Below are 26321 nucleotides of genomic sequence, written 5' to 3'. Positions count from 1 at the left end.
CTCGAAGCGTTCAAGCCTTGATCGCGATATTCGAGGCAGACCGGATGCAGTACTTATACGACACCGCGGCCCTCTCGACGTAGAAGAGTGGCCGCTTAACGAACAGCTTTTGATGGCGATCTGATGACCTGACGGGCGTCCATCAGGCCTATCAGATATCCAGGACCAGCACAGCGCTCTTGGCGCGTGAGCAACAGGGCGTGAATTGATCGTTCGCGGCCTGTTCATCCTCTGTCATGAACATGTCCCGGTGTTCTGGCGTACCGTCCAGCACGCGGGTCAGACAGGTGCCGCAGATACCTTGCTCACAGGACATCGGAATGTCGAACCCCGCCTCCAGCAGAACGTCGAGTGCGGTACGTTCAGCGGGAACATGCAGGGTCTGTCCGGTGCTGGCAATCCTGAGGTCGAAGCTGCCATCGTTGGAGGTATCGGTAGGTGCTGCCGCAAAATATTCACGATGCAGTTGCTCCTCCGGCCAACCGTTGGCTTTGGCTGTGCTGAGAACGTACTCCATGAAGCCTGTCGGGCCGCACACGTACACGTGTACATCCGGCTCCGGCTGGCCCAGCACTTGAGTGGCGTCCAGCTTCTGCTGCGCGGGGCCATCGTCATGGTGAAAATGTACCTGACCGGCAAACGGTGAGGTGCTGATTCGCTCGACGAATGCCGTGCGATCGGCGGAGCGGGTGCAGTAATGCATCTCGAAGTCTGCGGCCATATTCGACAGACGCTCGGCCATGCACAGAATGGGCGTCACGCCGATACCGCCAGCAAACAGCAGGCTGCGTTTGGCGCCATGTGCCAGGGGAAACAGATTGCGCGGCTCGCTGATAGAGAGGTGTGTACCTTCCTTGAGCTGATGAACACCGAGCGAGCCGCCACGGGAGGTGGGGTCCTTGAGAACGGCAATCTGATAGCGATGGCGCTCGCTTGGCGGGTTGCAGAGCGAATATTGCCGAACGATGCCATCCGGCAAGTGCACATCGATATGCGAGCCGGCACTGAATTCCGGCAAGGGTGAGCCATCGACACTGGCCAGCTCGAGGCTGCAGATGTCCGTGGCTTCGGTTTTCTTCGAAACGATCAAAACGTCGATCACGATAAAGTCCTCGGCTGAGTGGCCTGCCATGCAAGCCACCTCATCAATAGCAGGCGCCTCTGTACGAAGGAGGCGCCAGTGGCATCAGGCGGTAGCAATCATGCCCAGCGGGGCAGCTGCGCTACGCTCGCTTTCGATGAGGCGATCCAGAATCCGGCGCGACTGTACGCCGCCCGCGTCGATGTTCAGCTTCAGCAGTTGCCGTTCGGGATAGGCCAGCAGGTTCTGTTGCTGACGTTCCAGCATTTCCAGGTCTTCGGAGAAGATCTTGCCCTGGCCTTCACGGATGGTCGCCGTCAGCGCCTCGTCTTCAGGTCTGAAATTGCGCGCCATGCCCCAGAAGTACCAGATAGAGGTCTCGGTCTCCGGTGTAATGAAGTCGACCACAATGCTGGAGGCCTTGTATTTGGGATCGGCCTCGTAACCGCCATGCCCGGCATGGGCCACACCCACTTCAATCAGAACATGGCTTGGTGGCGTGAAGCGGCAGATCTGCCAGCGATCCACGGGAACGTCATCCGCCAGGTTGTTGCCGCGCAAGGCCATGCGCCAGAAGGGCGGGGCCATGATGTTTTCCATATGGCGGCTGGTGATGACGGTGTCGCCTTCCACTTTCGTGATGGGTGCGGCTTCATCGATCTCCTTCTGCCCGATGCTGCTGGCATGGACATAGGTCTCATGGGTCAGGTCCATGAGGTTGTCGATCATCAGGCGATAGTCACAGTTGATGTGATACAGGCCGCCGCCATATGCCCACTCGGGGTTGTCGGCCCATTCCAGATGATGAATCAGGGCAGGATCGGCTTTTTCGGCCTCGCCGGTCCAGACCCAGATGAAGCCGTAGCGCTCTTCGACCGGATACTGACGGATACAGGGGAAACCACGAACGCGCTGGCCTGGCATGGCAACGGTCTTGCCATCGCAGCCCATCTCCAGGCCGTGATAGCCGCATACAAGGACACCGTCACGTACAAAGCCCAGCGAGAGCGGGGCGCCACGGTGAGGGCAGAAATCCTCCAGGGCCGCGACCTTGCCTTCCGGACCACGGTAGAAAACGATCTTTTCACCACAAATCTGACGACCGAGCGGTTTATCGGCGATCTCGTCAGGCGTACAGGCTACATACCATGTATTTTTCGGGAACATGGTGGGCTCCTCGCAGGGCTGTTTTGTTTTTATTGGATCCAATACTTCGCGCTATACAGATCCTGAGTCAATCTATAAGTCACTATTGGATCCATTTTTGGTGCGATTAACGGCCATTGGGTTCGACGAACGCCGGGTTGCTCCCTGACGATAGCTGCCGCAGGTGTCGTGCCCAGCCGGAAGCTGCCTGCGCTAAGATGAATTGATTACAGCGCCGAGAGGACCTCATGAGCAAGCCAGGACAACGGGTGTTGGTCACATTACGGAAAATGATCGTGTCCGGTGAATTACCGGCCGGTGAGCGGCTGGTGGAAATTCCTACCGCCGAGCGGCTGGGGGTTTCGCGCATGCCGGTGCGTATGGCCTTTCGGACGCTGGAGCAGGAAGGATTGCTGTCCAAGAACGAAGGCCGTGGTTATACCGTGCGGACGGTGACTGGCGAAGAGATTGCAGGTGCGGTGGAAGTCCGGGGTGTATTGGAGGGGCTGGCGGCGCGACAGGCGGCAGAACGCGGTTTGGATCCAACGACTCAGGAAGCCTTGCAGCAGTGCCTTGCCACGGGAGATGTCCTGTTTGCCAAAGGTTATGTCACCGAGGAAGACATGGAGGTTTACCATGATTTCAACCGGCGCTTTCATCAGGTCATCATTGAGGCCAGCGGTAATCCTGCGATCAGTCATGCCTTGGCGCGTAACGATCACTTGCCGTTTGCCTCGGTCAGCTCGCTGGCAGTGGATCGCAACAACATGGCCCGAGAATATCGGCGCTTCAACTTTGCGCACATGCAGCACCATGCCATCGTCGATGCCCTGGTAAACAGACAGGGCGCACGTGCAGAAGCTCTGATGCGCGAACATGCTAATGCGACGATGCGCTATGCCGACCTGTTTGGCTCCCCGCACACCGACCACGAGGGGCTCAAGGTCATTCGCGATATGTAACAGCACCTGTCCTATTCGCCTTGTCGCTCGCACCCTTATCAATTCCTGCCTAAGCTGAGCGGACTTTCCGAATAAGAGAGGCCTCCATGAGCAAGATTATTCTGATTACCGGCGCCAGCCGGGGTATCGGTCGTGAAGCAGCGCGACTGGCCGGTGCACGCGGCTGGCGTGTGGGTGTGAACTACACGGCTGACGAGACGGCGGCTAATGAATGTGTGGCGCTGGTAGAGCAGGCTGGTGGCGAGGCGATTGCCATTCGTGGCGATGTGTCCGTCGAGGCGGACGTTCTGGCCATGTTCGATACCATTCAACACAAGTTTGGCGGGCTGGACGGATTGGTCAACAACGCCGGTATCACGGGGCAGTCCCTGCAGCTCGCCGATATGCCCATCGACCGTATGCGGCGTATGTTCGAGGTGAACATCCTGGGCGCCTTCCTGTGCGCGCGTGAGGCTGCACGGCGCATGTCTACCGAGCGAGGCGGCCGGGGCGGGGTGATCGTGAATGTGTCTTCGGTTGCCTCGCGGCTGGGTTCGCCCAATGAATACATCGACTATGCCGCGTCCAAAGGCGCAATCGACACCATGACGCTGGGGCTTTCCAAAGAGCTGGGACCGCAGGGCGTGCGCGTCAACGCGGTACGTCCTGGTTTGACTCTGACCGAGATTCATGCCAGTGGCGGCGATCCTGATCGCGGTTTGCGGCTTGGTGTCACGACGCCCATAGGCCGGGCAGGTGAGCCGCAAGAGATTGCAGCCGGAATCATCTGGTTGCTGTCGGATGAGGCCTCTTATGCCAGCGGTGCGATACTCGACATTTCTGGAGGTCGCTGAGCAAGCGGTTGAACCACTGCCGTTCGTCGTTGACGTAGTAGGTACATGGCATAACGCCGTGACCTTCTGATGGCTGGCGAAACGGAGAAAAGGCGTGACACGGACCCGGAAAATCATCGTCTGGACGCTAGGCATCCTGGTGGCGTTAATCGTCGTAATGATCGTCTTCGTCTCGACGTTCGACTGGAACCGGCTCAAGCCTACCATCAACGACAAAGCGTCAGCCGCGCTCAACCGTTCGTTTGCCATCAATGGCAACCTGGGTGTGGACTGGCGCCGCGAAACGGATCAGGGCGGCTGGCGGGCCTGGATCCCGTGGCCGCACATCTCGGCGGAAAACATCGAGATCGGCAATCCTTCCTGGGCAAGCAATCCACGCTTCGTGCACCTGGACCGGGTACAGTTGCGGATCTCGCCTCTGGCGCTTTTGAGCAAGCAGGTCTATATCCCACGTATCGACGTGACCAAGCCGGAAGCCAACCTGCAACGCCTGGCCGATGGCCGTAATACCTGGACCTTTGACCAGGGCGACAAACAGGAAAAGAATCCAAACGAAGTATCCTCAGCCTGGACCGTGGACATCGGCACCATTGGTTTTGATGCAGGCCAGGTCGCCTATGACGATGACATCGTACAGGCCCACGTCAAAACCACGATCACCTCACTGGATGCTCCCATTGCCTATGCCGACATCGTTGGGCAGGCCGGGACTCAGCGGCAGCGGGCCAATGTCAAACAGACCCAGGCACTGCAATTTGGCTGGACCGTGAAGGGCCGGTACAAGGAGCAAGCCGTGGAGGGCAGCGGCAAGATCGGTGGGCTACTGGCATTGCATGATCCGGACGCACCCTTTCCCATTCAGGCCGATGTCCGCGCGGGTGCCACGCACCTAAATGTCTTCGGAACGCTGACCGAACCGCTCAAGCTGGGGGCTCTGGATCTGCGGCTCAAACTGTCCGGACAGAGCCTGGGGCAGCTCTATCGCCTGACGGGCGTAACGCTCCCGGAAACGGCGCCGTACTCGACTGATGGACACCTTACCGTTGTCCTCAACGACCCGGCCGGGCCACGTTTCCAATACGAGGACTTTTCTGGAAAGGTAGGGCAGAGCGATCTTCATGGAGATCTGCAATATACAGGGGGCAAGCCACGGCCAAAACTGACCGGCGAGCTGACCTCCAATCAGCTGCTTTTTGCTGATCTGGCGCCTCTTATCGGCGCCGACTCTGCCGAGCAGAAGCAGGCTCGCGGTGAAGAGAACAAGCAGCCCGCGAACAAAGCGCTACCTGTTTCCGAGTTTCGTACCGAACGGTGGCGCGCCATGGATGCCGACGTGAAGTTTACCGGCCAGCGCATCGTTCAGAATGCCTCATTGCCGCTGTCTGATCTGTATCTGCATCTGAAGCTGACCGATGGCGTCCTGCTCATCGATCCACTGCGCTTTGGCGCCGCAGGCGGTGCGCTGAATAGCACGGTTCGCCTGGAAGGAGACAAGAGCCCCATGCCCGCCCGGGTGGATCTGCACATACGGGGCGTCAAACTCAAGCAGCTGTTCCCTACGGTTGAAGCCATGCGTGACAGCTTTGGCGAACTCAACGGTGATGCCACCCTGACGGGAACGGGTAACTCGGTCGCAGCACTGCTGGGCAGCAGCAATGGTGAACTCAAGGTGCTGATGAATGATGGCTCCATCAGTCGTAGTCTGATGGAAATCGCTGGCCTCAATGTGGGCAACTATCTGGTCAGCCGCCTGTTTGGTGACGATGAGGTGGCGATCAATTGCGCTGCGTCGGATCTGCAGGTCACGAATGGACTGATGAAGACGCGTGTCTTCGTATTCGATACGGAAAACGCTTTGATCAACATCGACGGCACCGTGAACTTTGCTAACGAGCAGATTGACCTGTCCATTGAGCCGCACAGCAAGGGCTATCGCATCTTCTCGCTCCGCTCGCCTTTATATGTGCGGGGAACATTGAAGAATCCTTCGCCAGGCGTCAAACCCTTGCCCTTGGCTGCACGGGGCGCCGCTGCCGCACTGCTTGCCACATTTGCTGCCCCGGCTGCGGGCCTGCTGGCACTTGTGGCCCCGAGCAATAACAGTCAGGACAACCAGTGCAAGGCCCTGCTTCAACAGATGAGAAGAGGGAACTAATCAGGCTTTACCGTTTATCTGTCAGGCCGCAACGAAGCGACCGTTCAGCGGGCGTGACAGAACAAGTGAAGGGTTATACCTCTCAAAACAGGTGTATCTCACTCAGGGAGACCGAAGCCATGAGCGATATGGGCCAGGAGTATGAAATTCACTACAAATTGCTGGGCGAGCCCCACACCGACCGCATTGCCGACCTGAACGTACCGGTCACCGATGTGGTTCGTGAGCTGGCCGTCAAGCATCTGATTGCCGTCAACGATGCACAGTATCTGCTGTTCGATCTCGAACCGGGCTTGCCTATCGTGGGCATCAGTGATGTTTCGATCCACCGACTGGATGATGGAGTAGCGCAATGATTCGCGCATTCAGGGAAAACCTGACACAGGGTTTTGCGGGTGTATTACTGCTGCTGAGCGCTGTTGTTTTGGGCGGTTGCTCCACCGCCACGGTTGTGACCCTGCAGGATGGTACCGAGTACATCACCCAGGACAAACCCAACACTAAAACTGCCGATGGTTTCTATGAATTCAAAGACGTTTCCGGCCGCCAGATTCGCGTCCGGGCTGATGACGTAGCAACGATCAAAGCCGAAGACTGATCCGTCTGAACAGGAGGCACCTATGCCACGCGGCGACAAGTCAACCTACAGCGATAAACAAAAGCGCAAGGCCGAGCACATCGAGGAAAGCTACGAAGCCAAAGGCATGTCGGAAGACCAGGCGGAGGCGCGTGCCTGGGCTACCGTCAACAAGCAGTCTGGTGGCGGCAACAAGAGTGGCTCCGGCAAACAGAAAAGCGAGACGGCCAAGCGCGCCGATCGTAAGGACTCTGCTCGCCGTGCGGTCGCAACCAAGCATGGGCATTCGCCGAATTCAGGACGCTCAACCAGTCGTAGCGCGTCGACGCGCGGACGTCGCAGCAGTACATCGCTGAGTGACATGACACGTGATGAACTAATGAAGAAAGCCGCAGAGCAAGGCGTTACCGGTCGCTCGCGCATGAAGAAAGACGAGTTGATCAAGGCCCTGAGCTGACCAACCCGATTTCGAGTTACGCAGACCTCTTCTGCATACCGTGGGTATATGGTCTGTGCGGGAGCAGTTGGCGCATTAGGTGACCCTGCCCCACCTTGAGCGTATAAAAAAGCCCCAGCGCCTAATAGACGCTGGGGCTTTTTCGTCAGGGCAGAATCAATCCTGTGCCTGATTGGCTTCCGGGCGGAACATGCTACCTGTCACCAGATAGCGCTCATGCCAGGAGAGGGCTTCCGGCAACAGGTGAGGCGTATGTTTGCCGTAGCTGCCACTGTTGGCCCGATCGATGTAGTCCGCCAGCATGTCGCGATAGCTGGGGTGAACGCATTTTTCCAGGATGACCTTGGCACGCTGCTTAGGACTGAGCATGCGCAGGTCAGCCAGACCCTGATCGGTCACGATGACACTGACATCGTGCTCGGTGTGATCGACATGACTCACCATCGGCACAATCGTGGAGATCAGGCCATTCTTTGCCGTGCTCGGCGCCATAAAGACTGACAGGTAGGCATTACGGGCAAAGTCGCCCGAGCCACCGATGCCGTTCATCATCTGGGTGCCCATGAGGTGCGTGGAGTTCACGTTGCCGTAAATGTCGGCCTCGATCATTCCGTTAAGTGCGATACAGCCCAGGCGACGCACCAACTCAGGGTGGTTGCTCACGCCTTGCTGGCGCAGGATGATTTTCTTGCGCAGCATCTCAGAGTGTTCGAGGAAGCGGTCGATACCGGCGGGGCTCAGGGAGAACGAGGTAGCGGCCGCCAGATCCATCTTGCCACTAATCAGGAGTTCCAGCATGCCGTCCTGAATCACTTCCGTGAAGGCAGTCAGGCCGGAAAATTCGCTTTCACCCAGCCCCTGCATAAAGGCATTGGCAATATTGCCCACCCCGGATTGAATCGGCAGCAGATTTGCTGGAATACGCCCCTGACGCACTTCGAAGCGCAGGAAATCGATCATATGCTCGGCAATGGCCTTGGAGGCAGCATCCGGTGCCTTGAACGGGCTGTTGCGGTCTGGCGCGTCGGTCTCGACCACGGCCACTACTTTCTCCAACGGCACCTGCAAATAAGGCTCACCTACACGCTCACCCGGATGGGTCAGTGGGATAGGGGTACGGTTGGGCGGCAGGGCGGTGTCATAGAAGATGTCGTGCATACCGTCGAGCGCATCCGGCTGCCAGCGGTTCACCTCCAGAATCACGGCATCGGCCATGTCCAGCCAGGTCTTGTTGTTGCCGACCGAGGAGGAGGGCACCAGGCTGCCGTCTTCACGAATGGCGGTTACTTCCACCACGGCAATGTCAACCTTGCCGAAAAAGCCGTAGCGAACCTTTTCGGCCAGTTGCCCCAGATGAATATCCATGTAATCCAGCTGGCCGGCATTGATGCGGCTGCGCAGCTCGGGGTCGGACTGGAACGGTACACGCAACTCGATACCGTCGACGCGGGCCAGCGCACCGTCCAGTTCAGGCGCAGTGGATGCGCCCGTCAGGACACGAATACGAAACGGCTCGCCTCGGCCATGGGCTTCGGTGATGTGCTGGGCCAAGGCACCAGGAACGGCCTTGGGGTAACCTGCGCCGGTAAAACCGCTCATGCCAACGGTCATGCCATGGCGAATATGGCGAGCTGCCTGCTCGGCAGACATGCGTAGGGCAGCGAACGCGGGGTGGCGGATGCGATCACTCATCAGTGGAACCTCACAGCAAGGATAGAAGCATGCCCGCTTTCCAGTCTTATCATTGTCATGACGGGGCGGAGCTGCGGGCACCGTAGACCAAAACTAACGTTAGCGCCCTAATCAATAGGTCGTATTCTGCCCCATTGATAAGCGCGCTAGAGCGGCCAATTGTCGCAGATTAGTCGATCAGTTGCCGCTGATAATCTTCCCTGAACTGCATTAGTGAGCTACGCACGACTGTTACTGCGCCGTCGATCAAGCCGCAGCGCCCGCTGCCGGGCAGTAACTCGCACAAGCTTTCCAGGGCACGCAGATCACTGTGCAGACCGCCACCGGTATCGATCCGTCGTAGCAGGCGAGACAGCTGATAAGTGCCTGTTTTACAAGGTGGACATTGCCCGCAGGAACCTGCAGCAAAGAAGTCCACATACTCGGCCACCTTGCGTACGATGCTGGTGCCTTCGGAGATCACAATCATGGCCCCGGTCCCCAGGCTGGATCCGCGTGCCTTCACAGAATCGAAATCCAGCGCTACATCAAGGTGCTGTTCGGTTAACAGTGTATTAGATGGACCGCCGGTAAAGACGGCCTTGAAGGCGCGGCCCTGCAGCATGCCGCCGCCGTGCTCGAAAATGAGCGCGCGCAGCGACGTACCCATCGGCAGTTCGTACAGCCCCGGCTTGAGCACATCGCCGGAAAGCGAGTAGAGCTTGGTACCTGCAGCGCTGCCCATACCCAGATGGCGATACCAGTCTGCACCGTGCCGCAGGATATGCGAGACGCTGGCCAGCGTCTCGGTGTTGTTGATAAGGGTAGGCTTGTTATCCACCCCGCACTCGGCCGGGTAAGGCGGCTTGCGATGGGGGAAGGGAAAGCCTCCGTCGAGGGTGGCAATAACGGCTGTTTCTTCGCCCCCAATGTACAGCCCCGAGCTTTCCACTATGCGCAGGTCGATTGGTCGACCCTGCAGGGCTGCCAGCTCCTGAAAGAGCGGCTCTGTCTGCCATTGCTGTACGGCCTGTCTCAATGACGCGACGGACGCGTTCTGATGGGGATTCACATAGAGCAGTACATGGTTGGCCCCAATGGCCGTGGCGGCAATCAGCGCACCTTCGATAACTTGATGCGGAGATTTTTCCAGCAGTACGCGATCCTTGAAGGTGCCGGGCTCATCTTCATTGCCGTTGCAGACGACGTATTTATCCAGGTATGACGGTTGCGCAGCCGCAGGTGCCCATTTGCGATGGGTAGGAAAGCCGGCACCTCCCATACCCCTTAGGCCGGCTTCCTCCAGAAGGGGGATGATGGCGTGTGGCGCGGCCAGTGCCTGACGTAATCCCTGGCCGCCGCCCTGAGCAAACCAGGCTTGCAGATTGGCTCCGACCTGGGCTGAGGGTGAGAGCAGAACAGGTGTGAAACTCATGACGGTACTCCTCAGGACGGCGTCATGCCGGCCAGCATGGCCTGAACGGCACCGGGTGCGCTGGCACGCAGGGCCACGTCGCGGCGCAGATCGAAATTGCCGTAATCAGGAAACAGACAGGGGCCGCAGACATGGGTGGGCAGCCCTGCCAATGTGATTTGCCGCTGCCAGTCGTACAGGTGATACAGACCTACCTTGGGGGCGGGTTTCGGACTGGCTGTCGCGCCTGCATGCTGCCCCGCCCGGCGGCCGAACGCGATGATTTCCAGCAAGGCATTGCCCATCATGCGGTTACGGCCGTGGATGCCACCGCTGATTTCGCCTGCGCAATACAGGCCGGGTATGGCTGTCGCGCCGTGTTCGTCGATTTCCACACCGCCGTTCTGGTAGTGCAGGGTAGGCCGTACCATCATGGGCTCGACCTTGGGATCGATTCCGCAGCGATGGGCCAGATGCCCCAGACTGACCAGTCGCTCTTCCAGGATGCCTGGCTGCCTGCGTTCAAGACCGGGGGTATCCAGGAAGACGCCCAGATTACCGTCACGCTCCACCCCACGGCCCTCTGCGCACTCCTTGAGAATGGCCGCGGCCACTACATCGCGTGGTTGCAGCTCATCAACAAAGCGCCTGCCTTCACCATTGATCAGCCAGGCGCCTGCAGAGCGCGCCGCCTCGGAAATCAAGCCGCCAACCAGGTGCGAAGGCCAGGCCAAGCCGGTCGGGTGGTACTGGAACGAATCCAGCTCCCGCAGTCGAGCACCCATCCGATACGCGAGCACCAGTCCGTCTGCGGTTGCACCGTAGTGGTTGGATGTTGGGAAGTCGTTCAGGTGCAGCCGTCCCGCGCCGCCTGTCGCCAGGATTACCCGGCTGGCGCGTACCAGAATGAACCCATGCCAGTCGAGGTTATACAGCACGGCTCCTACGCATTGGCCGCTCTCGTCGGAGAGCAGCTCTACCAGCGGGCAGCGATTCCACAGCGAGATACGGTCATCCAGCTCCACGGCCTCACGCAGGACGCGCATCAGCTCAAGGCCGGTATAGTCGCGGTAGGAAAGGATGCGGGCGCATGTTGCACCGCCGGGTTTCTTGCGCAAGAGTTTGCCACCCACTGGGCTGCCTTCGGCCAGGTCGAACAGCATGCCGCGGCTAATCAGCCAACGAATGCAATCAGGTCCCGACTCTGCCAGGCGAGCCACCAGCGTACGGTCTGCACACAGGTGGCCGGCGCGCAGGGTGTCCTCGAAGTGACGCTGCAGGCTGTCCTCTTCACCGACAGCGGCCTGGATCCCGCCTTCCGCCATGACGGTATTGCTGTCACCCAGGCGTAGCTTGGTCGCCAGGATGACGCGTCGCCCCTGTTCGGCGGCTGTCAGCGCGGCCGCACAGCCCGCACCGCCGCCTCCGATGACCAGTACTTCGGTATTGATGACCGGTGCACCTGCCAGATCGGCATCACTGATCTGCGCATTGCTCTGCAGCAGGGCGGCCAGCCGTGAGGGGCATTCATCACCGCGGTTGGCCCCGATGCTCAGGCGAGTACGAGTACCCTCCTGGTAATCCGGGTGATAGCGTTGCAACAATGGTGTTTTGTCCACTGCCGGGGGCGCCATGCCGTCGCACCGGCTCAGGTTCGCCAGGGCAAGTTCGTAGGCAGTTCCGCTCATGGCCAAATCCTCAGGTGAGCTCGACGTTTGGATCGACCGGCATGACGCCCAGGTCGATCTGACGTAGTCGCAGCAGCAGGTCGGAAGGACGCAACATCACGGATGCCGTCATCCGGCGAATGTACAGCCCCAGGTGGTTGGGCGAGATGTGTTCCGGGCAGGCAATGGTGCAGAGGTTGCACATGATGCATTCATCGAACACCTTGGCTGCGCTCAAATCGCCCGACGCGGCCAGGTTTACGCCTTTCTGGACTTCAAGATGCTTGGGACAGGCACGGTCACATCCACCGCAGTGCCGACAGTGGCTGGCTTCGGGAAAGGCGCTGTTGATGCGATCCAGCAGGTTCCAGGTATCGTCCCAGTCGTTGGTGGTGTAGGTGTGATGGCGGTTCATCGGTAGATGATCCAGAAAGCTGACCTGCATGCCGTCCGCCACGGCGGTTTCACAAGCCAGGGCCGTCGTGACTTCACGCGAATCCTTGCGGCGCAGCAGCACGCGGCAGGAACCGCATACACCTTGTCCCATGCAGCCGACACCATCGGTGAGCGGCTGTCCAGAGTCGATCACAGCCTCTAGAAGCGAGCGGCTGGTTGAAGTCTCAATACTGTGGCCGTTGATGGTCACGCGGGCGCTGAGGTCTGTCATAACACCTCCCTGACAGTCAGTGCGGGCGCGGAGTACGCCTTGATTAGCGCAAGGATAGACAGGTAGCCGTCAGTGCATACTGACCTGGCTCAATAGGCGGGAGGAATGGCTGGGTGACCGACGAAAGGCCACCCGGGCGGTGCTACGGTCAGGACGGCCGTAGCACCAGTGACGCTTAGTGCCCGTGCTGATCAGGCTCCGAGGGAGCGTTACCCGTCACGCGACGTACGACGCGTCCGATGGTCAGGCCCTGCATGAGGATGGAGAACAACACCAGTATATAGGTAATGGTCAGGATCAGATCCCGTTCCGGCCCTGCCGGTAGCGATAGGGCCAGCGCCACTGAAATCCCGCCCCGCAGTGCGCCCCAGGTCAGAATGCCCATGGTGCCCTTGGCCATGTGTCGCCAGTGCGGCGTCAGCATCACGACCGGTGTCACGCTGATCCAGCGGATAAGCAGGATGGCCAGGGTAAAGGCCACAGCGGCGGCCACGTGCAGTCCTGTCACAGGCAGCAGCAAAAGCTCCATGCCGATGAGCACGAACAGCATGGCGTTGAGGATCTCGTCGATCAGCTCCCAGAAGCCGTCCACATAGCGGCGTGTGGTATCGGACATCGCTTTTTCACGGCCACGATTGCCGATGAACAGGCCGGCCACGACCATCGCAATCGGACCGGATACATGCAGGTGGGGAGCCACGGCAGCGCCGCCAATAACCAGCGCAAGCGTCAGGAGTACCTCAATCTGGTACTGATCGATGCTTTTGAGCATCCGGTAGGTGACATAGCCGATCACCGAGCCGAACAGGATGCCGCCCAAGGCTTCCTCGACAAACAGCATGACGGCGTGCCCGGCGGAGGGTGTCTCGCCGGAGGCAAGAATGCCGAGCAGCACGGTAAACACCACAACGGCAACGCCGTCATTGAACAGGGACTCACCCACGATGGTGATTTCCAATGACTTTGGCGCCTTGGCTGAACGCAGGATTCCAAGAACGGCAATCGGGTCGGTTGGAGAAATCAGCGCGCCAAACAGCAGGCAATACACCAGGTCTACATGCCAGCCCAGCAAGGGAAAGACGTAATAGGCCGTTCCGCCGATCAGGGCGGTAGAAACGAGAACGCCCAGGGTAGCCAGAAGGCCGATCGGCCAGCGGTAGCTGCGAAGATCCTGAACATTGACGTGCAAGGCACCGGCAAACAACAGGAATGACAACATCCAATTCATCAACAATTCGTTGAAGTCGATTCGCTGGATCAGCCTTTCAATAGTTTCCTCCAGCATGGGAAACCCCAGCGCCGATGCAATTTGCAGCAGCACACTGAACACCAGTGCAATCACCATGACGCCGATCGTGGGCGGCAGACCGACGAACCGGTAGTTCACATAAGTGAGCAGCGCAGTAAAACAGATAAAGGCAGCGGCGAGTTCAAGCATTGAACATCCTTTCAGTACAGCGGATAGAAAGTAGAGGCCATGATGGCCATTAGGTAATTCTCATTAAGAACACCTATAGACGCGGAAAGTTACAGTTTTTTAGGGCAACGGCTGCGGACAAAAGTCACAACGGTAGCCAAGGCCATGAGGATGCCTGGATCATCTTGTTGATATGTCCGTCTCGCTGGAAAGCGGATATCAAGCGTGCAGAGTCTGGAAAAGCCTTAACCTTTGGCTTATAAACAGGTCACTATCAGGTCTGCCAATTCAAGGAATTCCCATGACGTTCGGCTACTGGTGCATCCTATTCGCCTACCTCATTCCCTATGGCGCCGCGGCGTACGCAAAATTTACCGGCAGTGGCTTTACGCCGGACAACAACCGGCATCCACGTGATTTCCTTGCCAAGCTGGAAGGGCCCCAGGCGCGTGCCAACGCAGCGCAGCAGAATGCGTTTGAAATTACACCGCTGTTTGCCGCTGCCGTGATCGTGGCGCATGTCACCGGAGGTGCGGCTCAGGGAACGATCAATTTCCTGGCGCTCCTGTTCGTGGTCAGCCGTATCATTTATACTTGGCTGTATATCAAGGACCGTGCAACCCAGCGCTCCAAGGTATGGGCCCTCGGCATGCTGTGTATTGTTTTTCTTTTCTTCGCTGCGGTCTGATTTGCGTCGATTGATCAATCGCCAAAACAAAAGGCCGGCATGTTTCCATGCCGGCCTTTTGGTCAGTGATCGCCGCCTGCAGGAGCGGGGCCCTTGGCGCCGAAAGGTGGCTTGGCCAGCCAGATGATCAGGAACAGGCCCATGAACATCCAGCCGAGCAACGTGAAATAATCAATGGTGGACAGCATATAGGCCTGACTTTCGACCACGCGATCGAGCTGGGCGTACGTGGTGTGAGAAGGGCCCCCCAGCATCGAAATGTAGTCCCGTGTCGCTGGGTCGTACACCGTTACCTGCTCGGTCAGCTGAGCATGGTGGAGCGTGGCGCGGCGTGCCCAGATCCAGGTCGTCAGTGATGACGCGAAACTACCGCCCAGTACCCGTAAAAATGTCGCAAGCCCGGAGCCGTCCGCAATGTCTTTAGGCGGCAGGCTGGACAACAGAATGCTGGTTGTAGGCATGAAAAACAGCGCAATTCCCAGCCCCATGAACATCTGCACTTCAGCGATATGGCGATAATCAACCTCGGTATTGAACGTGGCACGCATGAAGCACGAGGCACCGATCACCAGGAAGGAACCCCCGGCAAGCAGGCGCAGGTCTGTCTTATGGGCGAACCGGCCAACCAGCGGCGACAGGAACACAGGCAAAAATCCCATTGGCGCAGCGGCAAGACCCGCCCAGACCGGCGTATAACCCAACTGAGTTTGCAGCCACTGGGGCAGAAGCAGGTTGATGCCAAAGAAGCCTGAATAGCCCAGTACCAGGGCCAGCGTTCCGAATGTGAAGTTACGGTATTTGAACAGCCGCAGGTTCACGATGGGATGCTTGTCGGTCAGCTCCCAGATTACACAGGCTATCAACGCGATGACGGCAATCAAGCTGCCAATGACAATGAAGTTTGATTCGAACCAGTCCAGGTCATTGCCTTTATCCAGTACAACCTGCAGCGCACCGACACCGATTACCAGAAGCGTCAGGCCTACATAGTCGATCGGCTGCCGAATGATCTGCTCCGGCTTTTTGCCCAGCTGTGCCCAAACCACCAGGGTGGCAAACACACCGATGGGAACATTGATAAAGAAAATCCAGGGCCAGGCGTAGTTATCTGTGATCCAGCCACCGGCAATCGGGCCGATGATGGGCGCCACCACCGTGACCATGGCCAGGAGCGCCAGGGCCATCCCTCGCTTGGCGGCCGGAAAGATTGATAGCAGCAGCGTCTGGGCCATGGGATATAGCGGCCCGGCCACGAATCCTTGCAGCGCCCGGAAAAATACCAGTTGTGGCATCGATTGCGCGATGCCACACAGGAACGAAGTGATAACGAATAGCACCACCGCAGCAAGGAACAGCTTTACCTCACCGAAGCGACGTGCCATCCAGCCGGTCAGGGGCAGGGCAATCGCGTTGCTGACAGCAAACGATGTGATTACCCATGTACCCTGTTCGGAGCTTACGCCTAGATTGCCTGAAATCGTGGTCAGGGCCACGTTGGCAATGGTGGTATCCAGCACCTGCATGAAGGTGGCCAGCGACAGGCCGACCGTGGCGAGCACCAGGCTCGCCGGGCGGAATGCAGAATCGCTCATGTGATCTCCGATTAGCGCTTGGCTACATCACGGGAGGCCGGGCCGTTCTCGTGGATCAGACGCTCGATTAGGCGATCGGCATCCTCCAGCTGGCGGGTATAGACGTCGGTAGCATAACGGGGCTGGGCCAGCGGCTTCTGTGCCAGGACCGGGCCGTCCAGATCATGCAGGTCGACGTCGACGTTCATCGACAGGCCAATGCGCAGCGGGTGCTTTTCCAGCGCATCCTGATCCAGGCGAATCCGCACAGGTAGGCGCTGCACGATCTTGATCCAGTTGCCGCTGGCATTCTGGGCGGGCAGCAGGGAAAACGCGCTGCCGGTGCCGACCCCCAGGCTCTCTACCGTACCGTGGTACTTCACATCTTCACCGTACAGGTCGGAATGAATTTCAACCGGCTGACCGATGCGCATGTCGCTGAGCTGGGTTTCCTTGAAGTTGGCGTCGATCCAGATCTGATCCAGCGGCACCACGGCCATCAGCGCTGTGCCCGGTTGTACACGGCTGCCAACCTGTACCGAGCGCTGGGCTACATAGCCTGTCACCGGCGCAATGATGGTGCTGCGGGCATTGTTCAGATAGGCCTGACGCAGCTGGGCGGCGGCGGCTTTCACATCGGGATGGGACGCGATCACCGTATCGTCTACCAGTGCACGGCTGGTACTGAGTTGTTGCTCGGCGCTGGTCAGTGCATTTTCGGCTGCGTTCAGCGTATCACGGGCGTGGGACAGTTCTTCCTGCGAGATCGCACCGCCGCGTGCCAGGTCCTGGCGACGCTTGTAGTCGGATCGTGCACGCTCCAGTTCGACCTTGCGTGAAGCTACCTGGGCCTTGTAGCTGTCCACGTTGCTGTACAGGCCGCGGACCTGACGAACCGTCTTGGCCAGATTGGCCTCAGCGCTCTGCAGCGCGACTTCGGTGTCGCTCGGGTCGAACTTCACCAGGACCTGACCCTCATGCACCAAGTCACCATCGTCAGCGGTAATGCTGACAACCGTACCGGTCACCTGCGGCATGATCTGGACAACGTTGCCGCTCACATAGGCATCATCGGTGCCCTCATGAAAACGGCCATAGAGTGTGTGATAGAAGTAAGCGCCCACTGCTCCCAGGATGACGAGCAGAAGCAGGAGCAAAAGAAAGAACTTGCGCTTGCCGGATTTGGGCTTGCTATTCTCGTTAGTGGCGGTTTGTGCGTTTGATTCAGCCATGTCTTACGTCTCAGCGATCCGAAGTTACACGTGGGCCCGGTTGCAGCGCCGGTGTGTCAGAAGAGGGTTCAAAGCCACCGCCCAAGGCCTGCATCAGCAAAACGGAGGTATCGATACGCTCCGTCGCGAGGCTGGCCAGCTGGCGGTCTGCCTGAAGCAGTTGTTGCTCGACGCTCAGCGCATCGAGATAACTGCCGATACCGGCGCCGTAACGCTGCATCGCGATGTCGAAAGACGCCTGAGCAATGTCCCGGGCACGCTGCTGTTCCTGAATCTGCTGATTCAGCGAGCGCAGCCGGGAAATGCTGTCGCCGATATCGCCAAGTGCATTGACCAGCGTCTGGTTGTACTGGGCGACGGCCAGATCGTAATCGGCGTTGCGGCTGGCCAGGTCGGCCCGCCGGCGACCACCGTCAAAGATCGGCAGCGACAGGGCTGGACCGATATTGAAGAAGCGGCTGGGTGCTCCAAACAGGGCGTCGCCCAGCAGGGCATCGGTACCGGCCGCGGCGACCAGGTTGAGGTTTGGATAGAAATTGGTCCGGCTCGAGTCAATGTCCTGCGAAGCGGCCTCAACACGCCAGCGTGCGGCCACCAGATCGGGGCGACGGCCGATCAGCTCGGCAGGCAGCTGACTGGGCAGGGCGATTGTCTTCGGAGCAATCAGCTGTGGACGACCAATGCTGGCACCCCGGTCAGGACCTTTACCCAATAGGACGGCCAGACGGATCTGCGCACTTTCTACAGACTGCTTGGCAGCAGTGAGCTGCGCCTCCGAGGCGGCCTCCAGGCTCTGGGTCTGTTGCAGCTGGAACTCACTGTCCAGGCCTGCCGAGACACGCCGTTGGGCAAGATCAAGCATGCCGCGGGTACGCTTGAGGTCTTGTTCGGCCAGGTCGAGCATGACGTAAGCCTGGCCCAATTGGTTGTAGGCGCGTGTAACGTTGGCGGCCACGGTCAGCTCAGCGGCCTTGCGGTCTACCTCGCTGGCGCGGGCGCGGCCCAAAGCGGCTTCCCAGGCGGCACGTTGGCCACCCCAGAGGTCGAAGGTATAACTGCCATTAACGGATAGCTCGCGCAGCGTGCTATAGCGCCCGCCCTGGCCGGTCGGATCATCGCGACGTGACAGCCGGGAGCGGGTTATCGAGGCGTTGCCATCGAGCGTCGGCTGGCGATCGGCGTTTGCAGCAATCACTGCTGCATTGGCCTGGCGGGAGCGGGCATCGGCCACTTGGAGGTCCGGGCTCGATTGCAGCGCTTCACGGATGAGGCTGTCGAGTTGGCGATCTCCCAAGGTGTTCCACCAGTCGCTTTTCGGCCAGGCAGCCGGTGACAGGGCAGAACCCGCAACGGTCTGCTCGCTGTGCAGGCTCGCTGCGTCAAGCGCCCGGCCTTCTGTATGCAGGCCTGTGGGTGACGCGCAACCCGACAGCACCAGGGCAATGGCCAGGGCTGAGAGAGGGTATTTAAGGCACATGGCGTTATTGTTCTCCTTCATTGGCCGGGACCAGGCCGGCCGGAACCAATATCTTCTTGAGCAGGCGCTCCAGCTCATCGATCTCGGAATGGGTCAGCTCGCCGGTCAGGTCGTTCATGGCGTCAGCTGCAATCTGCGGAATCTGTTTGCTCAAGCTGTGGCCCTGCTCGGTGAGCTCGAGGCGAACCTGTCGTCTATCGGTGGTGCTGCGCACGCGAGCAATCAGGTCCTTGCTTTCCAGCCGGTCGATCATGCGGGTCATGGCGCCACTGTCGAGGGACAGGCAACGGCACAGCTCTGCAGGCGTATCCGCCGTATTGCGTGCCAGCATCAGCAACACCTTGAACTGGGCAGCCGTGATGTCATAAGTGACAAGGTGCTTGTCCAGCAGGCGATCCTTGAGCGAATTGACCAAGTGGATCAGATGGCCGAGCGAGTAACGCAGCGAAAAATTATCTGGTTTGAAACGTGTCATGGCAGTATCTGCCCAGGCAGCTAAGTCTGAGTAGAATACTGCCTAGGCAGCTATCTGTTTAGCAACATTTTGCAAAAGTCTCTGTTGCTAAGAGCGCAACAATGATTAGAAGTGCCTGAGAGGAAGAACAGTGAAAACGAAAAGGCCGGGCAGTCGATGCGATGCCCGGCCTTTGGCGTTACAAGAAAAGGGTCAGCCCTGCCAGTTGCAGTAGCAGCCTACCGACAAGGTATTGGTCGACCGTACGCTGCGCCCTGACACGAGCGCTTCGAGAATAGGCTCGATAAAGCTGTTACCAGCTGTACAGATCATGCCCTCGCTATAGGGGCCGACATAAGCCAGCTTGCCAGCATTATCCCAGATGGCCACGGCTGGGCTGGCGGGCAGCGTATCGGCTCCAGGAATCGTCGATAGGGCCTTCAGACGTCCATCCAGCATGGACGGCAGCTTTCCTTCGCTCCCTGGTTTCTGCACGCTGTAGAACTCGACGCCCCGATCACCAAAGCGTGCAGTCAGGTTACGCAGGTGCGCCTGATTGCCTTCGTTGCATGGGCAGTCCGGGTCCCAGAAGTGCACCAGCCGGATCGGTCCCGGACCCGCAAGCTCGGGTGGGAGTTGTAGATGACTGCCATCAAAAAAGGCGGTCTGCTCGGCAAACGAACGTAAATAGCGCAGCTCGAACCACCAGTAGGCAGCACCCGAACCAGCAATGACAAGGATGGTGAACAGGCAGAGCAGAATAGTGAATCGACGAGAGGGCATGGCGTGACTGTTAATGCAAAAGAAGACATAGCTTGCCACGCCAGGGCGTGAAGCAGAACATGATTAAGTGTCCAAGCTTTACATGGGCAGGCCTCTCTTTTTAGTGTGACGACCATGACCACGCCGTTTCATCCAGAACAACTGCGACCGCTATTGGCGGAACTGTCCCTCGATCCTGGCGAGTCTGGCCCGGCCATCCTGGCGTATCAGTCCTTTTATGGACTCGACATGAGCCAGCAGCACCCAGGTGTCCAGGCTCGCCTGGGTCGCATGCGCGTGGCTGATTACGAGATCGCCGTGCAAGGGTGGTGGCATGACCAGCCGCGGGCCACGCTTCTGGTGCTCCATGGCTATTACGACCACATGGGGTTGTATCGCCATGCGATCGACTGGGCGCTGTCGATGAATTTCGCCGTGCTGTCTTGCGACCTGCCGGGGCACGGGTTATCCAGCGGTCCGCGCGCAAGTATCGATGATTTTGCCGAGTATCAAGCGGTATTAAAGGCTCTGCTCGATCAGGCCAGACGCCTTGATCTGCCGCAACCCTGGCATCTGCTGGGGCAGAGCACGGGAGGTGCGATCGTACTGGACCATCTATTGAACGGGCAGCCCGGTGCGGAGATAGGCGAAGCGATTCTGCTGGCGCCGCTGGTTCGCCCCTGCAGCTGGAAGATGTCACATCTGACCTACCGGCTGGTTGGTCCCTTTGTCCGAGCATTGCCCAGGCGGTTTTCGGCCAACTCCGGTGACGAAGCGTTTCTTACCTTTCTACAGCATCATGATCTGCTGCAACCGCGCGAGCTGCCCAGTCGCTGGGTAGGAGCGTTAGCCCGCTGGATTCCACGTATTGAAAAGGCTTCGCCCAGTCTGCATCGGCCCATCATCATCCAGGGTGAGCAGGACTTCACCGTGGATTGGCGACACAATCTGCAGGTACTGGAACAGAAGTTCGACAAGCCAGAGGTGCTGCGCCTGCCTGAAGCGCGGCACCATCTGGTCAACGAAACCGAAGCGTTACGCCAGCGCTACTTCGATTTTCTAAGGGAGCGGCTGGCGTAGGGTTTAGTTGCTGCCTGAGCCAAGGCCTGCTCGCAGCGCGGCCAGGGCGGCCTGGTAATAGCGATGGCCCTCAGGCGAGCTGGCAAAGTCGGCAAACTGGGTCAGCTCGTTGTCGGAAAGGGTGCGATAAACGTAGAGCAACGTGTTTTCCAGGTCGCCATTGTTCATCTGCTGCATGATGCGCTCGCGTTGCTGGCCGATCATGCCCTGAGCCTGACCCATCAGACCAGGGAGCATCTGGCTCAGGCTGTCAGCCGCCAGACCTGCCAACGCCATGCTGACTTCCGCGCCGGCTTCACGAGCTGGAATCACGGCAGCGATTCGTTTGATCTGTGTCTGACGGGCTGCGCTGGCCTGAATCTTGGGCAGGCCACCCGAGTTGCGGGCGATCTGATCGCTACGGGTGGCGCTGACCTCCGCCGCGACGACCTTCTGGCCTATAGGCGATTGGAAAAACTGCAAGGCAGGATTGGTCTCCGGCAGCGACTGACGCAGTTGACCAATGGCACGCTGGTCGATGGCATCGGCCGAGAAGCGGCGGTTACTGTTATCCACCAGCGTCTGGTACAACGCTGGCGGCAGGCTGTTCTGGTAGCGCTGCTGTGCCGCTTGCAGCGCATCGCGGAAGTGGCTGCGCTGTTCGGGCCAGCCCGCGGTCTGGTAAAGGGTTTGATAATTATCGGCCAGCGCGGGAAGACCGATGGCGAGTAGCAGACCAGCAATAAAAACGCGCATGAACTCTCCTGCAAGGGCATGCCTTGAGCTGCAGCATGCCAGAAAAAAGACAGTATTCTGGGTAGGTATCACGTTGCTGTCGAGGTTGGAAAGGGCCGATTCGTCGGAGCGTATAAATTTGAGCAGAAGCGTTGACGACTTATTACAATGCCGACGCCGCCAGCCGCTCTTGTCTATGCTGGTTATCTCGTTGCGATGTCTCGCAGGAATTCGATATGCCCATTCGCCCTGATCATCCCTTGTTGCAGCGTATCGTCGATGATCTGGCCGATGTCGGCTGGTCCCATCAGACTGTGTTTCTACCCGATGATCTGACCCGTGCGCTGGCGCAAGAGTGCCACAAACGTGCGCAGCACGGACTGTTGGCCCCAGCCGCTATCGGGCGTGGCGACAGCCAAGTCATTCGCGAAGGTGTCCGTGGTGATCAGATTGCCTGGTTAGAAGGCGATGAGTCTTCGCCTGCTATTGCCCGCTATCTGGCGCTTATGGATGCGCTCCGGCTGTCCTTCAATCAGAGCCTCTTCATGGGTCTCGAAGACTATGAAAGCCATTTTGCAATGTATCCGCCAGGGGCTTTTTATGCCACTCACCTGGATCGCTTCAAGGACGACGACAGGCGTATGGTATCTCTGGTGTTGTACCTGAATGAGGCGTGGCTGCCCGAGCATGGGGGCGCACTGCGCATGCACCTGCCTGACGGACAGACCCGCGATGTATTGCCTGCTGGTGGCAGCCTGGTCTGCTTCATGTCTGGCGATTTGCCCCATGAAGTCCTGCCTGCGACGCGTGAGCGTATGTCATTAACGGGCTGGTTTCGCCGGCGGGGTGAAAACGTACTGGAAAACGTTTTGTAAATGGAAAAGATACTGATCAGCCGCTGCCTGCTGGGCCACCGGGTCCGCTATGACGGGGGCGCTCATGGCCCCTATGATCAGTTGAGTTCCTGGCTGGCGGAAGGACGTGTCGTCGCCGTGTGTCCAGAGGTTGCCGGTGGCCTGCCTACACCTCGGCCGCCGGCTGAAATCCCTGGCGGACAAGGCGCTGCCGTACTGGACGGCTACCAGCCCGTGATGACCGATACCGGTGAGGACGTCAGTGCGAAATTTCTGGCTGGAGCCTGTCAGGCTGTTGAGCTGGTCAGGCAGCATCGTATCCAGATGGCGGTGCTCAAGGCGCGTAGCCCCTCGTGCGGTAATAATGAGAATTACGATGGCACCTTTTCCGGACACCGAGTCCCGGGTGAGGGCGTAACAGCTGCAGCTTTGCGGCGTGCCGGTGTAAAGGTCTTCAATGAAAGCGAGCTGAACGAGGCTGTAGCCTACCTGCAGGCGCTCGAAGCGAAATAGTCTTCATGTACAAAACAAAAAGGAGGCCGAAGCCTCCTTTTGTTGGATGAACGTTTAGAACAACACGCGGCAGCGAATGGTGCCCTTGACGTTCTGCAGCTTCTCCTGAGCCATGTCAGAGTAGGCGGCATCTACGTCGACTACCACATAACCGACTTTTTCGTCCGTCTGCAGGTACTGACCGGAAATGTTGATGCCGTTTTCGGACAGCACACGGTTGATCTCAGACAGCACACCCGGCACATTCTGGTGAATGTGCAGCAGGCGATGCTTGCCCGGATGGGAGGGCAACGCCACTTCCGGGAAGTTGACGGAAGACACGGACGTACCGTTGTCGCTGTACTTCACCAGCTTCTCGGCCACTTCCAGACCGATGTTGGCCTGGGCTTCCATGGTGGAGCCGCCTACATGCGGGGTCAGGATGACATTGTCCAGGCCGCGTAGCGGACTGACGAACTCGTCATTGTTGGAGCGCGGCTCGACTGGGAACACGTCGATGGCAGCACCCAGCAGATGTTCGTCTTTGATGGCAGCGGCCAGTGCCTCGAGATCAACGACAGTGCCACGTGCAGCGTTGAGCAGGATGCTGCCTTTTTTCATGGCGCGGATTTCACGTTCGCCGATCATCAGTTTGGTCGAGGGCGTTTCCGGTACGTGAAGCGTTACGATGTCGGCCATGCCCAGCAGCTCGGTGATGGAAGCAACCTGTTGGGCATTACCCAGCGGCAGCTTGGTAACTACATCGTAGAAGTAGACCTGCATACCCAGGCCTTCGGCCAGGACGGACAGCTGCGTACCGATGGAACCGTAGCCGATGATGCCCAGCTTCTTACCGCGAATCTCAAAGGAGTTGTTGGCGCTCTTGAGCCAGCCGCCACGGTGGCAGGAAGCGTTCTTGGCAGGAATGCCACGCAGCAGCAGAATGGCTTCAGCCAATACCAGTTCAGCGACCGAACGGGTATTGGAGTAGGGCGCATTGAACACGACGATACCGCGTTCACGGGCGGCGTTCAGGTCCACCTGGTTGGTACCGATGCAGAAGCAGCCAACGGCGATCAGCTTCTTGGCGCAGTCGAACACTTCTTCGGTCAGTTGAGTACGGGAGCGAATGCCCACAAAGTGCGCATCGGCGATCTTCTCTTTGAGCTCAGCCTCGGGCAGCGCTTTGGAGATGTACTCGATGTTGGAGTAGCCAGCCGCTTTCAGCGTGTCTACTGCCGATTGGTGTACGCCTTCGAGAAGAAGAAATCTGATCTTGCTCTTGTCGAGTGAGGTCTTGCTCATCTGCGTTGAACCCGTAGTCCCGAGGAAGTGTGAATCGGCTGCCGGCTGGCGTCGCCGAAGGGTAGGCATATGCTAGCATGTTCTCCCTTTTCCTTGCCCGGATACGACCTGAGCGGTTCTCAGGACGACCATGAATGCCACGAGAGTTTCAACATGATTGACGCTGCTTTGATCGAATCGCTGAAAACCCTGGTCGAGCCCGGAAAGGTGCTCACGGATGCGGCCTCGCTGGAGTCTTACGGCAAGGACTGGACCAAGCACTTTGCTCCGGCACCGTCTGCCATTGTCTTTCCCAAGACGATAGAAGAGGTGCAGGCCATCGTGCGCTGGGCCAATGAGCATCGGGTGGCCCTGGTGCCTTCTGGTGGCCGTACCGGTCTTTCGGCGGCAGCGGTCGCAGCTAATGGCGAAGTCGTCGTGGCATTCGATTACATGAACCGGATTCTCGACTTCAACACGTTCGATCGTACCGTGGTCTGCCAGCCGGGTGTGATCACCGAGCAGTTGCAGGCCTTTGCTGAAGACAAAGGTCTCTATTACCCCGTCGACTTTGCCTCGGCCGGCTCCAGTCAGCTGGGTGGCAACATCGGTACCAATGCGGGTGGCATCAAGGTGATCCGCTACGGCATGACCCGTAACTGGGTAGCCGGCCTCAAGGTCGTGACCGGTACGGGCGAGCTGCTCGAGCTGAACAAGGGCCTGATGAAAAACGCGACCGGCTATGATTTCCGTCATCTTTTCATTGGTGCCGAAGGCACGCTGGGTTTCGTGGTCGAGGCTACGATGCGGCTGGAGCGTCAACCGACCAACCTGACGGCTCTAGTGCTCGGTACGCCGGATTTTGATTCGATCATGCCGGTACTGCATGCCTTCCAGGACAAGCTGGACCTGACGGCCTTTGAGTTCTTTTCCGACAAGGCCATGGACAAGGTTCTGGCCCGTGGTGACGTGCCTGCGCCGTTCGATACCCGCTGCCCGTTCTATGCACTGCTGGAGTTTGAAGCAACAACGGACGAGCGCGCCGATCAGGCCTTGGCTACCTTCGAGCATTGTGTCAATGAAGGCTGGGTGCTCGATGGCGTCATGAGCCAGAGCGATCAGCAGTTGCAAAACCTGTGGCGTCTGCGAGAAGACATCTCCGAGACGATTTCCCACTGGACGCCCTACAAGAATGACATCTCTGTAACGGTTTCGAACGTACCATCCTTCCTGCGTGATATCGACGACATCGTGGGCGAGCACTATCCGGATTTCGAGATCATCTGGTTCGGCCATATCGGTGACGGCAACCTGCACCTGAACATTCTCAAGCCTGATGATCTCTCCAAGGATGAGTTCTTTGACAAGTGCAAGGTCGTGAACAAGTGGGTATTCGAGACCGTTGCGAAATACAACGGCTCCATTTCGGCCGAGCATGGCGTGGGCATGACCAAGCGGGATTACCTGACCTACTCCCGCTCAGAAGCCGAAATCGCCTACATGAAAGCTGTCAAGGCAGTCTTCGACCCCAATAACATCATGAATCCGGGCAAGGTCATCGCCTGATAGCCCTTGAGGATCAGGCGATAAACCGACCGTTCCGCTAACGTTCAGGTTCGTGTCGTTATGCTTGGCCGCCTGCCTTGGTAATGCGGCCAAGCTTTTG

At 58.7% G+C, this 26321-nt stretch carries 25 protein-coding genes; 11 read left to right on the top strand and 14 right to left on the bottom strand.

Annotation, left to right across the window (positions count from 1 at the left end):
- Positions 1–151: 151 nt before the first annotated feature.
- Together GM154_RS02515 and GM154_RS02510 are read right to left on the bottom strand one after the other, a co-directional pair.
- Positions 152–1102 carry a PDR/VanB family oxidoreductase gene (locus GM154_RS02515; protein WP_219650951.1) on the bottom strand — a complete coding sequence of 317 codons (951 nt, stop codon included), beginning with the start codon at positions 1100–1102 and terminating at the stop codon, positions 152–154.
- A gap of 84 nt (positions 1103–1186) precedes the next feature.
- The gene (locus GM154_RS02510) at positions 1187–2248 is read right to left on the bottom strand and encodes an aromatic ring-hydroxylating dioxygenase subunit alpha (protein WP_122043540.1); all 1062 of its coding nucleotides are present in this window, start codon (positions 2246–2248) and stop codon (positions 1187–1189) included.
- Between the two features lie 227 nt (positions 2249–2475).
- Between GM154_RS02510 and GM154_RS02505 the strand changes: the two genes are divergently transcribed.
- From GM154_RS02505 to GM154_RS02480, 6 genes are all read left to right on the top strand, one after another.
- Positions 2476–3189, top strand: coding sequence for a GntR family transcriptional regulator (locus GM154_RS02505; RefSeq protein WP_219650851.1), 714 nt, complete (start codon positions 2476–2478; stop codon positions 3187–3189).
- Positions 3190–3275: 86 nt separating this feature from the next.
- Positions 3276–4022, top strand: a complete 747-nt coding sequence (locus tag GM154_RS02500) for an SDR family oxidoreductase (protein WP_219650849.1) — start codon at positions 3276–3278, stop codon at positions 4020–4022.
- A gap of 94 nt (positions 4023–4116) precedes the next feature.
- Positions 4117–6177 (top strand): AsmA family protein, encoded by a 2061-nt coding sequence (locus GM154_RS02495; protein WP_219650848.1) that lies wholly within the window; start codon positions 4117–4119, stop codon positions 6175–6177.
- Positions 6178–6296: 119 nt separating this feature from the next.
- Entirely contained in the window at positions 6297–6533 is a 237-nt protein-coding gene (locus GM154_RS02490; RefSeq protein ID WP_010796957.1) for a hypothetical protein, read from the top strand.
- Entirely contained in the window at positions 6530–6775 is a 246-nt protein-coding gene (locus GM154_RS02485; protein WP_010796958.1) for a YgdI/YgdR family lipoprotein, read from the top strand. The genes GM154_RS02490 and GM154_RS02485 overlap by 4 nt, the downstream gene beginning before the upstream one ends.
- A gap of 22 nt (positions 6776–6797) precedes the next feature.
- Positions 6798–7211, top strand: coding sequence for a Rho termination factor N-terminal domain-containing protein (locus GM154_RS02480; RefSeq protein WP_219650847.1), 414 nt, complete (start codon positions 6798–6800; stop codon positions 7209–7211).
- 156 nt (positions 7212–7367) lie between these two features.
- On the opposite strand, the gene GM154_RS02475 is transcribed toward GM154_RS02480, so the two are convergent.
- From GM154_RS02475 to GM154_RS02455, 5 genes are all read right to left on the bottom strand, one after another.
- Positions 7368–8903 (bottom strand): acetyl-CoA hydrolase/transferase family protein, encoded by a 1536-nt coding sequence (locus GM154_RS02475; RefSeq protein WP_125887298.1) that lies wholly within the window; start codon positions 8901–8903, stop codon positions 7368–7370.
- 169 nt (positions 8904–9072) lie between these two features.
- The gene (locus tag GM154_RS02470; protein WP_219650845.1) at positions 9073–10317 is read right to left on the bottom strand and encodes an NADH-quinone oxidoreductase subunit F; all 1245 of its coding nucleotides are present in this window, start codon (positions 10315–10317) and stop codon (positions 9073–9075) included.
- An 11-nt stretch (positions 10318–10328) separates the two neighbouring features.
- Positions 10329–11984 carry an FAD-binding protein gene (locus GM154_RS02465; protein WP_219650844.1) on the bottom strand — a complete coding sequence of 552 codons (1656 nt, stop codon included), beginning with the start codon at positions 11982–11984 and terminating at the stop codon, positions 10329–10331.
- Positions 11985–11994: 10 nt separating this feature from the next.
- Complete coding sequence (locus GM154_RS02460; RefSeq protein ID WP_219650843.1) at positions 11995–12630, bottom strand: 4Fe-4S dicluster domain-containing protein; 636 nt, start codon at positions 12628–12630, stop codon at positions 11995–11997.
- A gap of 175 nt (positions 12631–12805) precedes the next feature.
- Entirely contained in the window at positions 12806–14068 is a 1263-nt protein-coding gene (locus tag GM154_RS02455) for a sodium:proton antiporter (RefSeq protein ID WP_219650841.1), read from the bottom strand.
- 280 nt (positions 14069–14348) lie between these two features.
- On the opposite strand from GM154_RS02455, the gene GM154_RS02450 reads away from it, so the two are divergent.
- Complete coding sequence (locus tag GM154_RS02450; RefSeq protein ID WP_010796965.1) at positions 14349–14735, top strand: MAPEG family protein; 387 nt, start codon at positions 14349–14351, stop codon at positions 14733–14735.
- Between the two features lie 62 nt (positions 14736–14797).
- Here the strand turns inward: GM154_RS02450 and GM154_RS02445 are convergent, their stop codons facing one another.
- The 5 genes from GM154_RS02445 to GM154_RS02425 form a co-directional block, all read right to left on the bottom strand.
- Positions 14798–16327: a DHA2 family efflux MFS transporter permease subunit gene (locus GM154_RS02445; protein WP_219650840.1), complete on the bottom strand. Its 1530-nt coding sequence runs from the start codon at positions 16325–16327 to the stop codon at positions 14798–14800.
- An 11-nt stretch (positions 16328–16338) separates the two neighbouring features.
- On the bottom strand, positions 16339–17538 hold the full coding sequence (locus GM154_RS02440; protein WP_219650839.1) for an efflux RND transporter periplasmic adaptor subunit: 1200 nt from the start codon (positions 17536–17538) through the stop codon (positions 16339–16341).
- Positions 17539–17548: 10 nt separating this feature from the next.
- Positions 17549–19015, bottom strand: a complete 1467-nt coding sequence (locus tag GM154_RS02435) for an efflux transporter outer membrane subunit (RefSeq protein ID WP_219650837.1) — start codon at positions 19013–19015, stop codon at positions 17549–17551.
- A gap of 4 nt (positions 19016–19019) precedes the next feature.
- Complete coding sequence (locus tag GM154_RS02430) at positions 19020–19490, bottom strand: MarR family transcriptional regulator (protein ID WP_074823248.1); 471 nt, start codon at positions 19488–19490, stop codon at positions 19020–19022.
- A gap of 192 nt (positions 19491–19682) precedes the next feature.
- Positions 19683–20252 (bottom strand): DUF6436 domain-containing protein, encoded by a 570-nt coding sequence (locus GM154_RS02425; RefSeq protein WP_010796970.1) that lies wholly within the window; start codon positions 20250–20252, stop codon positions 19683–19685.
- Between the two features lie 114 nt (positions 20253–20366).
- Here GM154_RS02425 and GM154_RS02420 point away from each other — a divergent pair, with 114 nt between their 5' ends.
- On the top strand, positions 20367–21311 hold the full coding sequence (locus tag GM154_RS02420; protein WP_074823245.1) for an alpha/beta hydrolase: 945 nt from the start codon (positions 20367–20369) through the stop codon (positions 21309–21311).
- Positions 21312–21314: 3 nt separating this feature from the next.
- Here the strand turns inward: GM154_RS02420 and GM154_RS02415 are convergent, their stop codons facing one another.
- Positions 21315–22046, bottom strand: a complete 732-nt coding sequence (locus GM154_RS02415) for a DUF2059 domain-containing protein (RefSeq protein ID WP_219650835.1) — start codon at positions 22044–22046, stop codon at positions 21315–21317.
- A gap of 215 nt (positions 22047–22261) precedes the next feature.
- Here GM154_RS02415 and GM154_RS02410 point away from each other — a divergent pair, with 215 nt between their 5' ends.
- Entirely contained in the window at positions 22262–22900 is a 639-nt protein-coding gene (locus GM154_RS02410) for a 2OG-Fe(II) oxygenase (protein WP_219650833.1), read from the top strand.
- Positions 22901–23392 (top strand): DUF523 domain-containing protein, encoded by a 492-nt coding sequence (locus tag GM154_RS02405; protein WP_219650830.1) that lies wholly within the window; start codon positions 22901–22903, stop codon positions 23390–23392.
- A 54-nt stretch (positions 23393–23446) separates the two neighbouring features.
- Here GM154_RS02405 and serA read toward each other — a convergent pair whose 3' ends face one another.
- The gene (gene serA, locus GM154_RS02400; RefSeq protein WP_037030737.1) at positions 23447–24676 is read right to left on the bottom strand and encodes a phosphoglycerate dehydrogenase; all 1230 of its coding nucleotides are present in this window, start codon (positions 24674–24676) and stop codon (positions 23447–23449) included.
- Between the two features lie 153 nt (positions 24677–24829).
- Here serA and GM154_RS02395 point away from each other — a divergent pair, with 153 nt between their 5' ends.
- Entirely contained in the window at positions 24830–26221 is a 1392-nt protein-coding gene (locus GM154_RS02395) for an FAD-binding oxidoreductase (protein WP_219650829.1), read from the top strand.
- Positions 26222–26321: the final 100 nt, after the last annotated feature.

The sequence above is a fragment of the Pseudomonas sp. MAG002Y genome (assembly GCF_019400845.1).
Lineage (GTDB): Bacteria > Pseudomonadota > Gammaproteobacteria > Pseudomonadales > Pseudomonadaceae > Chryseomonas > Chryseomonas luteola.
Note: the sequence above shows the minus strand (reverse complement) of the source record. Positions and strands in the feature narration are given on the sequence as shown.

Coding starts and splice junctions, on each gene's coding strand:
- GM154_RS02415 (WP_219650835.1), bottom strand. CDS start 22,046: ATGCGCGTTTTTATTGCTGGTCTGCTACTCGCCATCGGTCTTCCCGCG.
- GM154_RS02420 (WP_074823245.1), top strand. CDS start 20,367: ATGACCACGCCGTTTCATCCAGAACAACTGCGACCGCTATTGGCGGAA.
- GM154_RS02510 (WP_122043540.1), bottom strand. CDS start 2,248: ATGTTCCCGAAAAATACATGGTATGTAGCCTGTACGCCTGACGAGATC.
- GM154_RS02395 (WP_219650829.1), top strand. CDS start 24,830: ATGATTGACGCTGCTTTGATCGAATCGCTGAAAACCCTGGTCGAGCCC.
- GM154_RS02465 (WP_219650844.1), bottom strand. CDS start 11,984: ATGAGCGGAACTGCCTACGAACTTGCCCTGGCGAACCTGAGCCGGTGC.
- GM154_RS02500 (WP_219650849.1), top strand. CDS start 3,276: ATGAGCAAGATTATTCTGATTACCGGCGCCAGCCGGGGTATCGGTCGT.
- GM154_RS02480 (WP_219650847.1), top strand. CDS start 6,798: ATGCCACGCGGCGACAAGTCAACCTACAGCGATAAACAAAAGCGCAAG.
- GM154_RS02435 (WP_219650837.1), bottom strand. CDS start 19,015: ATGTGCCTTAAATACCCTCTCTCAGCCCTGGCCATTGCCCTGGTGCTG.
- GM154_RS02475 (WP_125887298.1), bottom strand. CDS start 8,903: ATGAGTGATCGCATCCGCCACCCCGCGTTCGCTGCCCTACGCATGTCT.
- GM154_RS02460 (WP_219650843.1), bottom strand. CDS start 12,630: ATGACAGACCTCAGCGCCCGCGTGACCATCAACGGCCACAGTATTGAG.
- GM154_RS02450 (WP_010796965.1), top strand. CDS start 14,349: ATGACGTTCGGCTACTGGTGCATCCTATTCGCCTACCTCATTCCCTAT.
- GM154_RS02445 (WP_219650840.1), bottom strand. CDS start 16,327: ATGAGCGATTCTGCATTCCGCCCGGCGAGCCTGGTGCTCGCCACGGTC.
- GM154_RS02405 (WP_219650830.1), top strand. CDS start 22,901: ATGGAAAAGATACTGATCAGCCGCTGCCTGCTGGGCCACCGGGTCCGC.
- serA (WP_037030737.1), bottom strand. CDS start 24,676: ATGAGCAAGACCTCACTCGACAAGAGCAAGATCAGATTTCTTCTTCTC.
- GM154_RS02410 (WP_219650833.1), top strand. CDS start 22,262: ATGCCCATTCGCCCTGATCATCCCTTGTTGCAGCGTATCGTCGATGAT.
- GM154_RS02430 (WP_074823248.1), bottom strand. CDS start 19,490: ATGACACGTTTCAAACCAGATAATTTTTCGCTGCGTTACTCGCTCGGC.
- GM154_RS02455 (WP_219650841.1), bottom strand. CDS start 14,068: ATGCTTGAACTCGCCGCTGCCTTTATCTGTTTTACTGCGCTGCTCACT.
- GM154_RS02425 (WP_010796970.1), bottom strand. CDS start 20,252: ATGCCCTCTCGTCGATTCACTATTCTGCTCTGCCTGTTCACCATCCTT.
- GM154_RS02490 (WP_010796957.1), top strand. CDS start 6,297: ATGAGCGATATGGGCCAGGAGTATGAAATTCACTACAAATTGCTGGGC.
- GM154_RS02470 (WP_219650845.1), bottom strand. CDS start 10,317: ATGAGTTTCACACCTGTTCTGCTCTCACCCTCAGCCCAGGTCGGAGCC.
- GM154_RS02440 (WP_219650839.1), bottom strand. CDS start 17,538: ATGGCTGAATCAAACGCACAAACCGCCACTAACGAGAATAGCAAGCCC.
- GM154_RS02505 (WP_219650851.1), top strand. CDS start 2,476: ATGAGCAAGCCAGGACAACGGGTGTTGGTCACATTACGGAAAATGATC.
- GM154_RS02485 (WP_010796958.1), top strand. CDS start 6,530: ATGATTCGCGCATTCAGGGAAAACCTGACACAGGGTTTTGCGGGTGTA.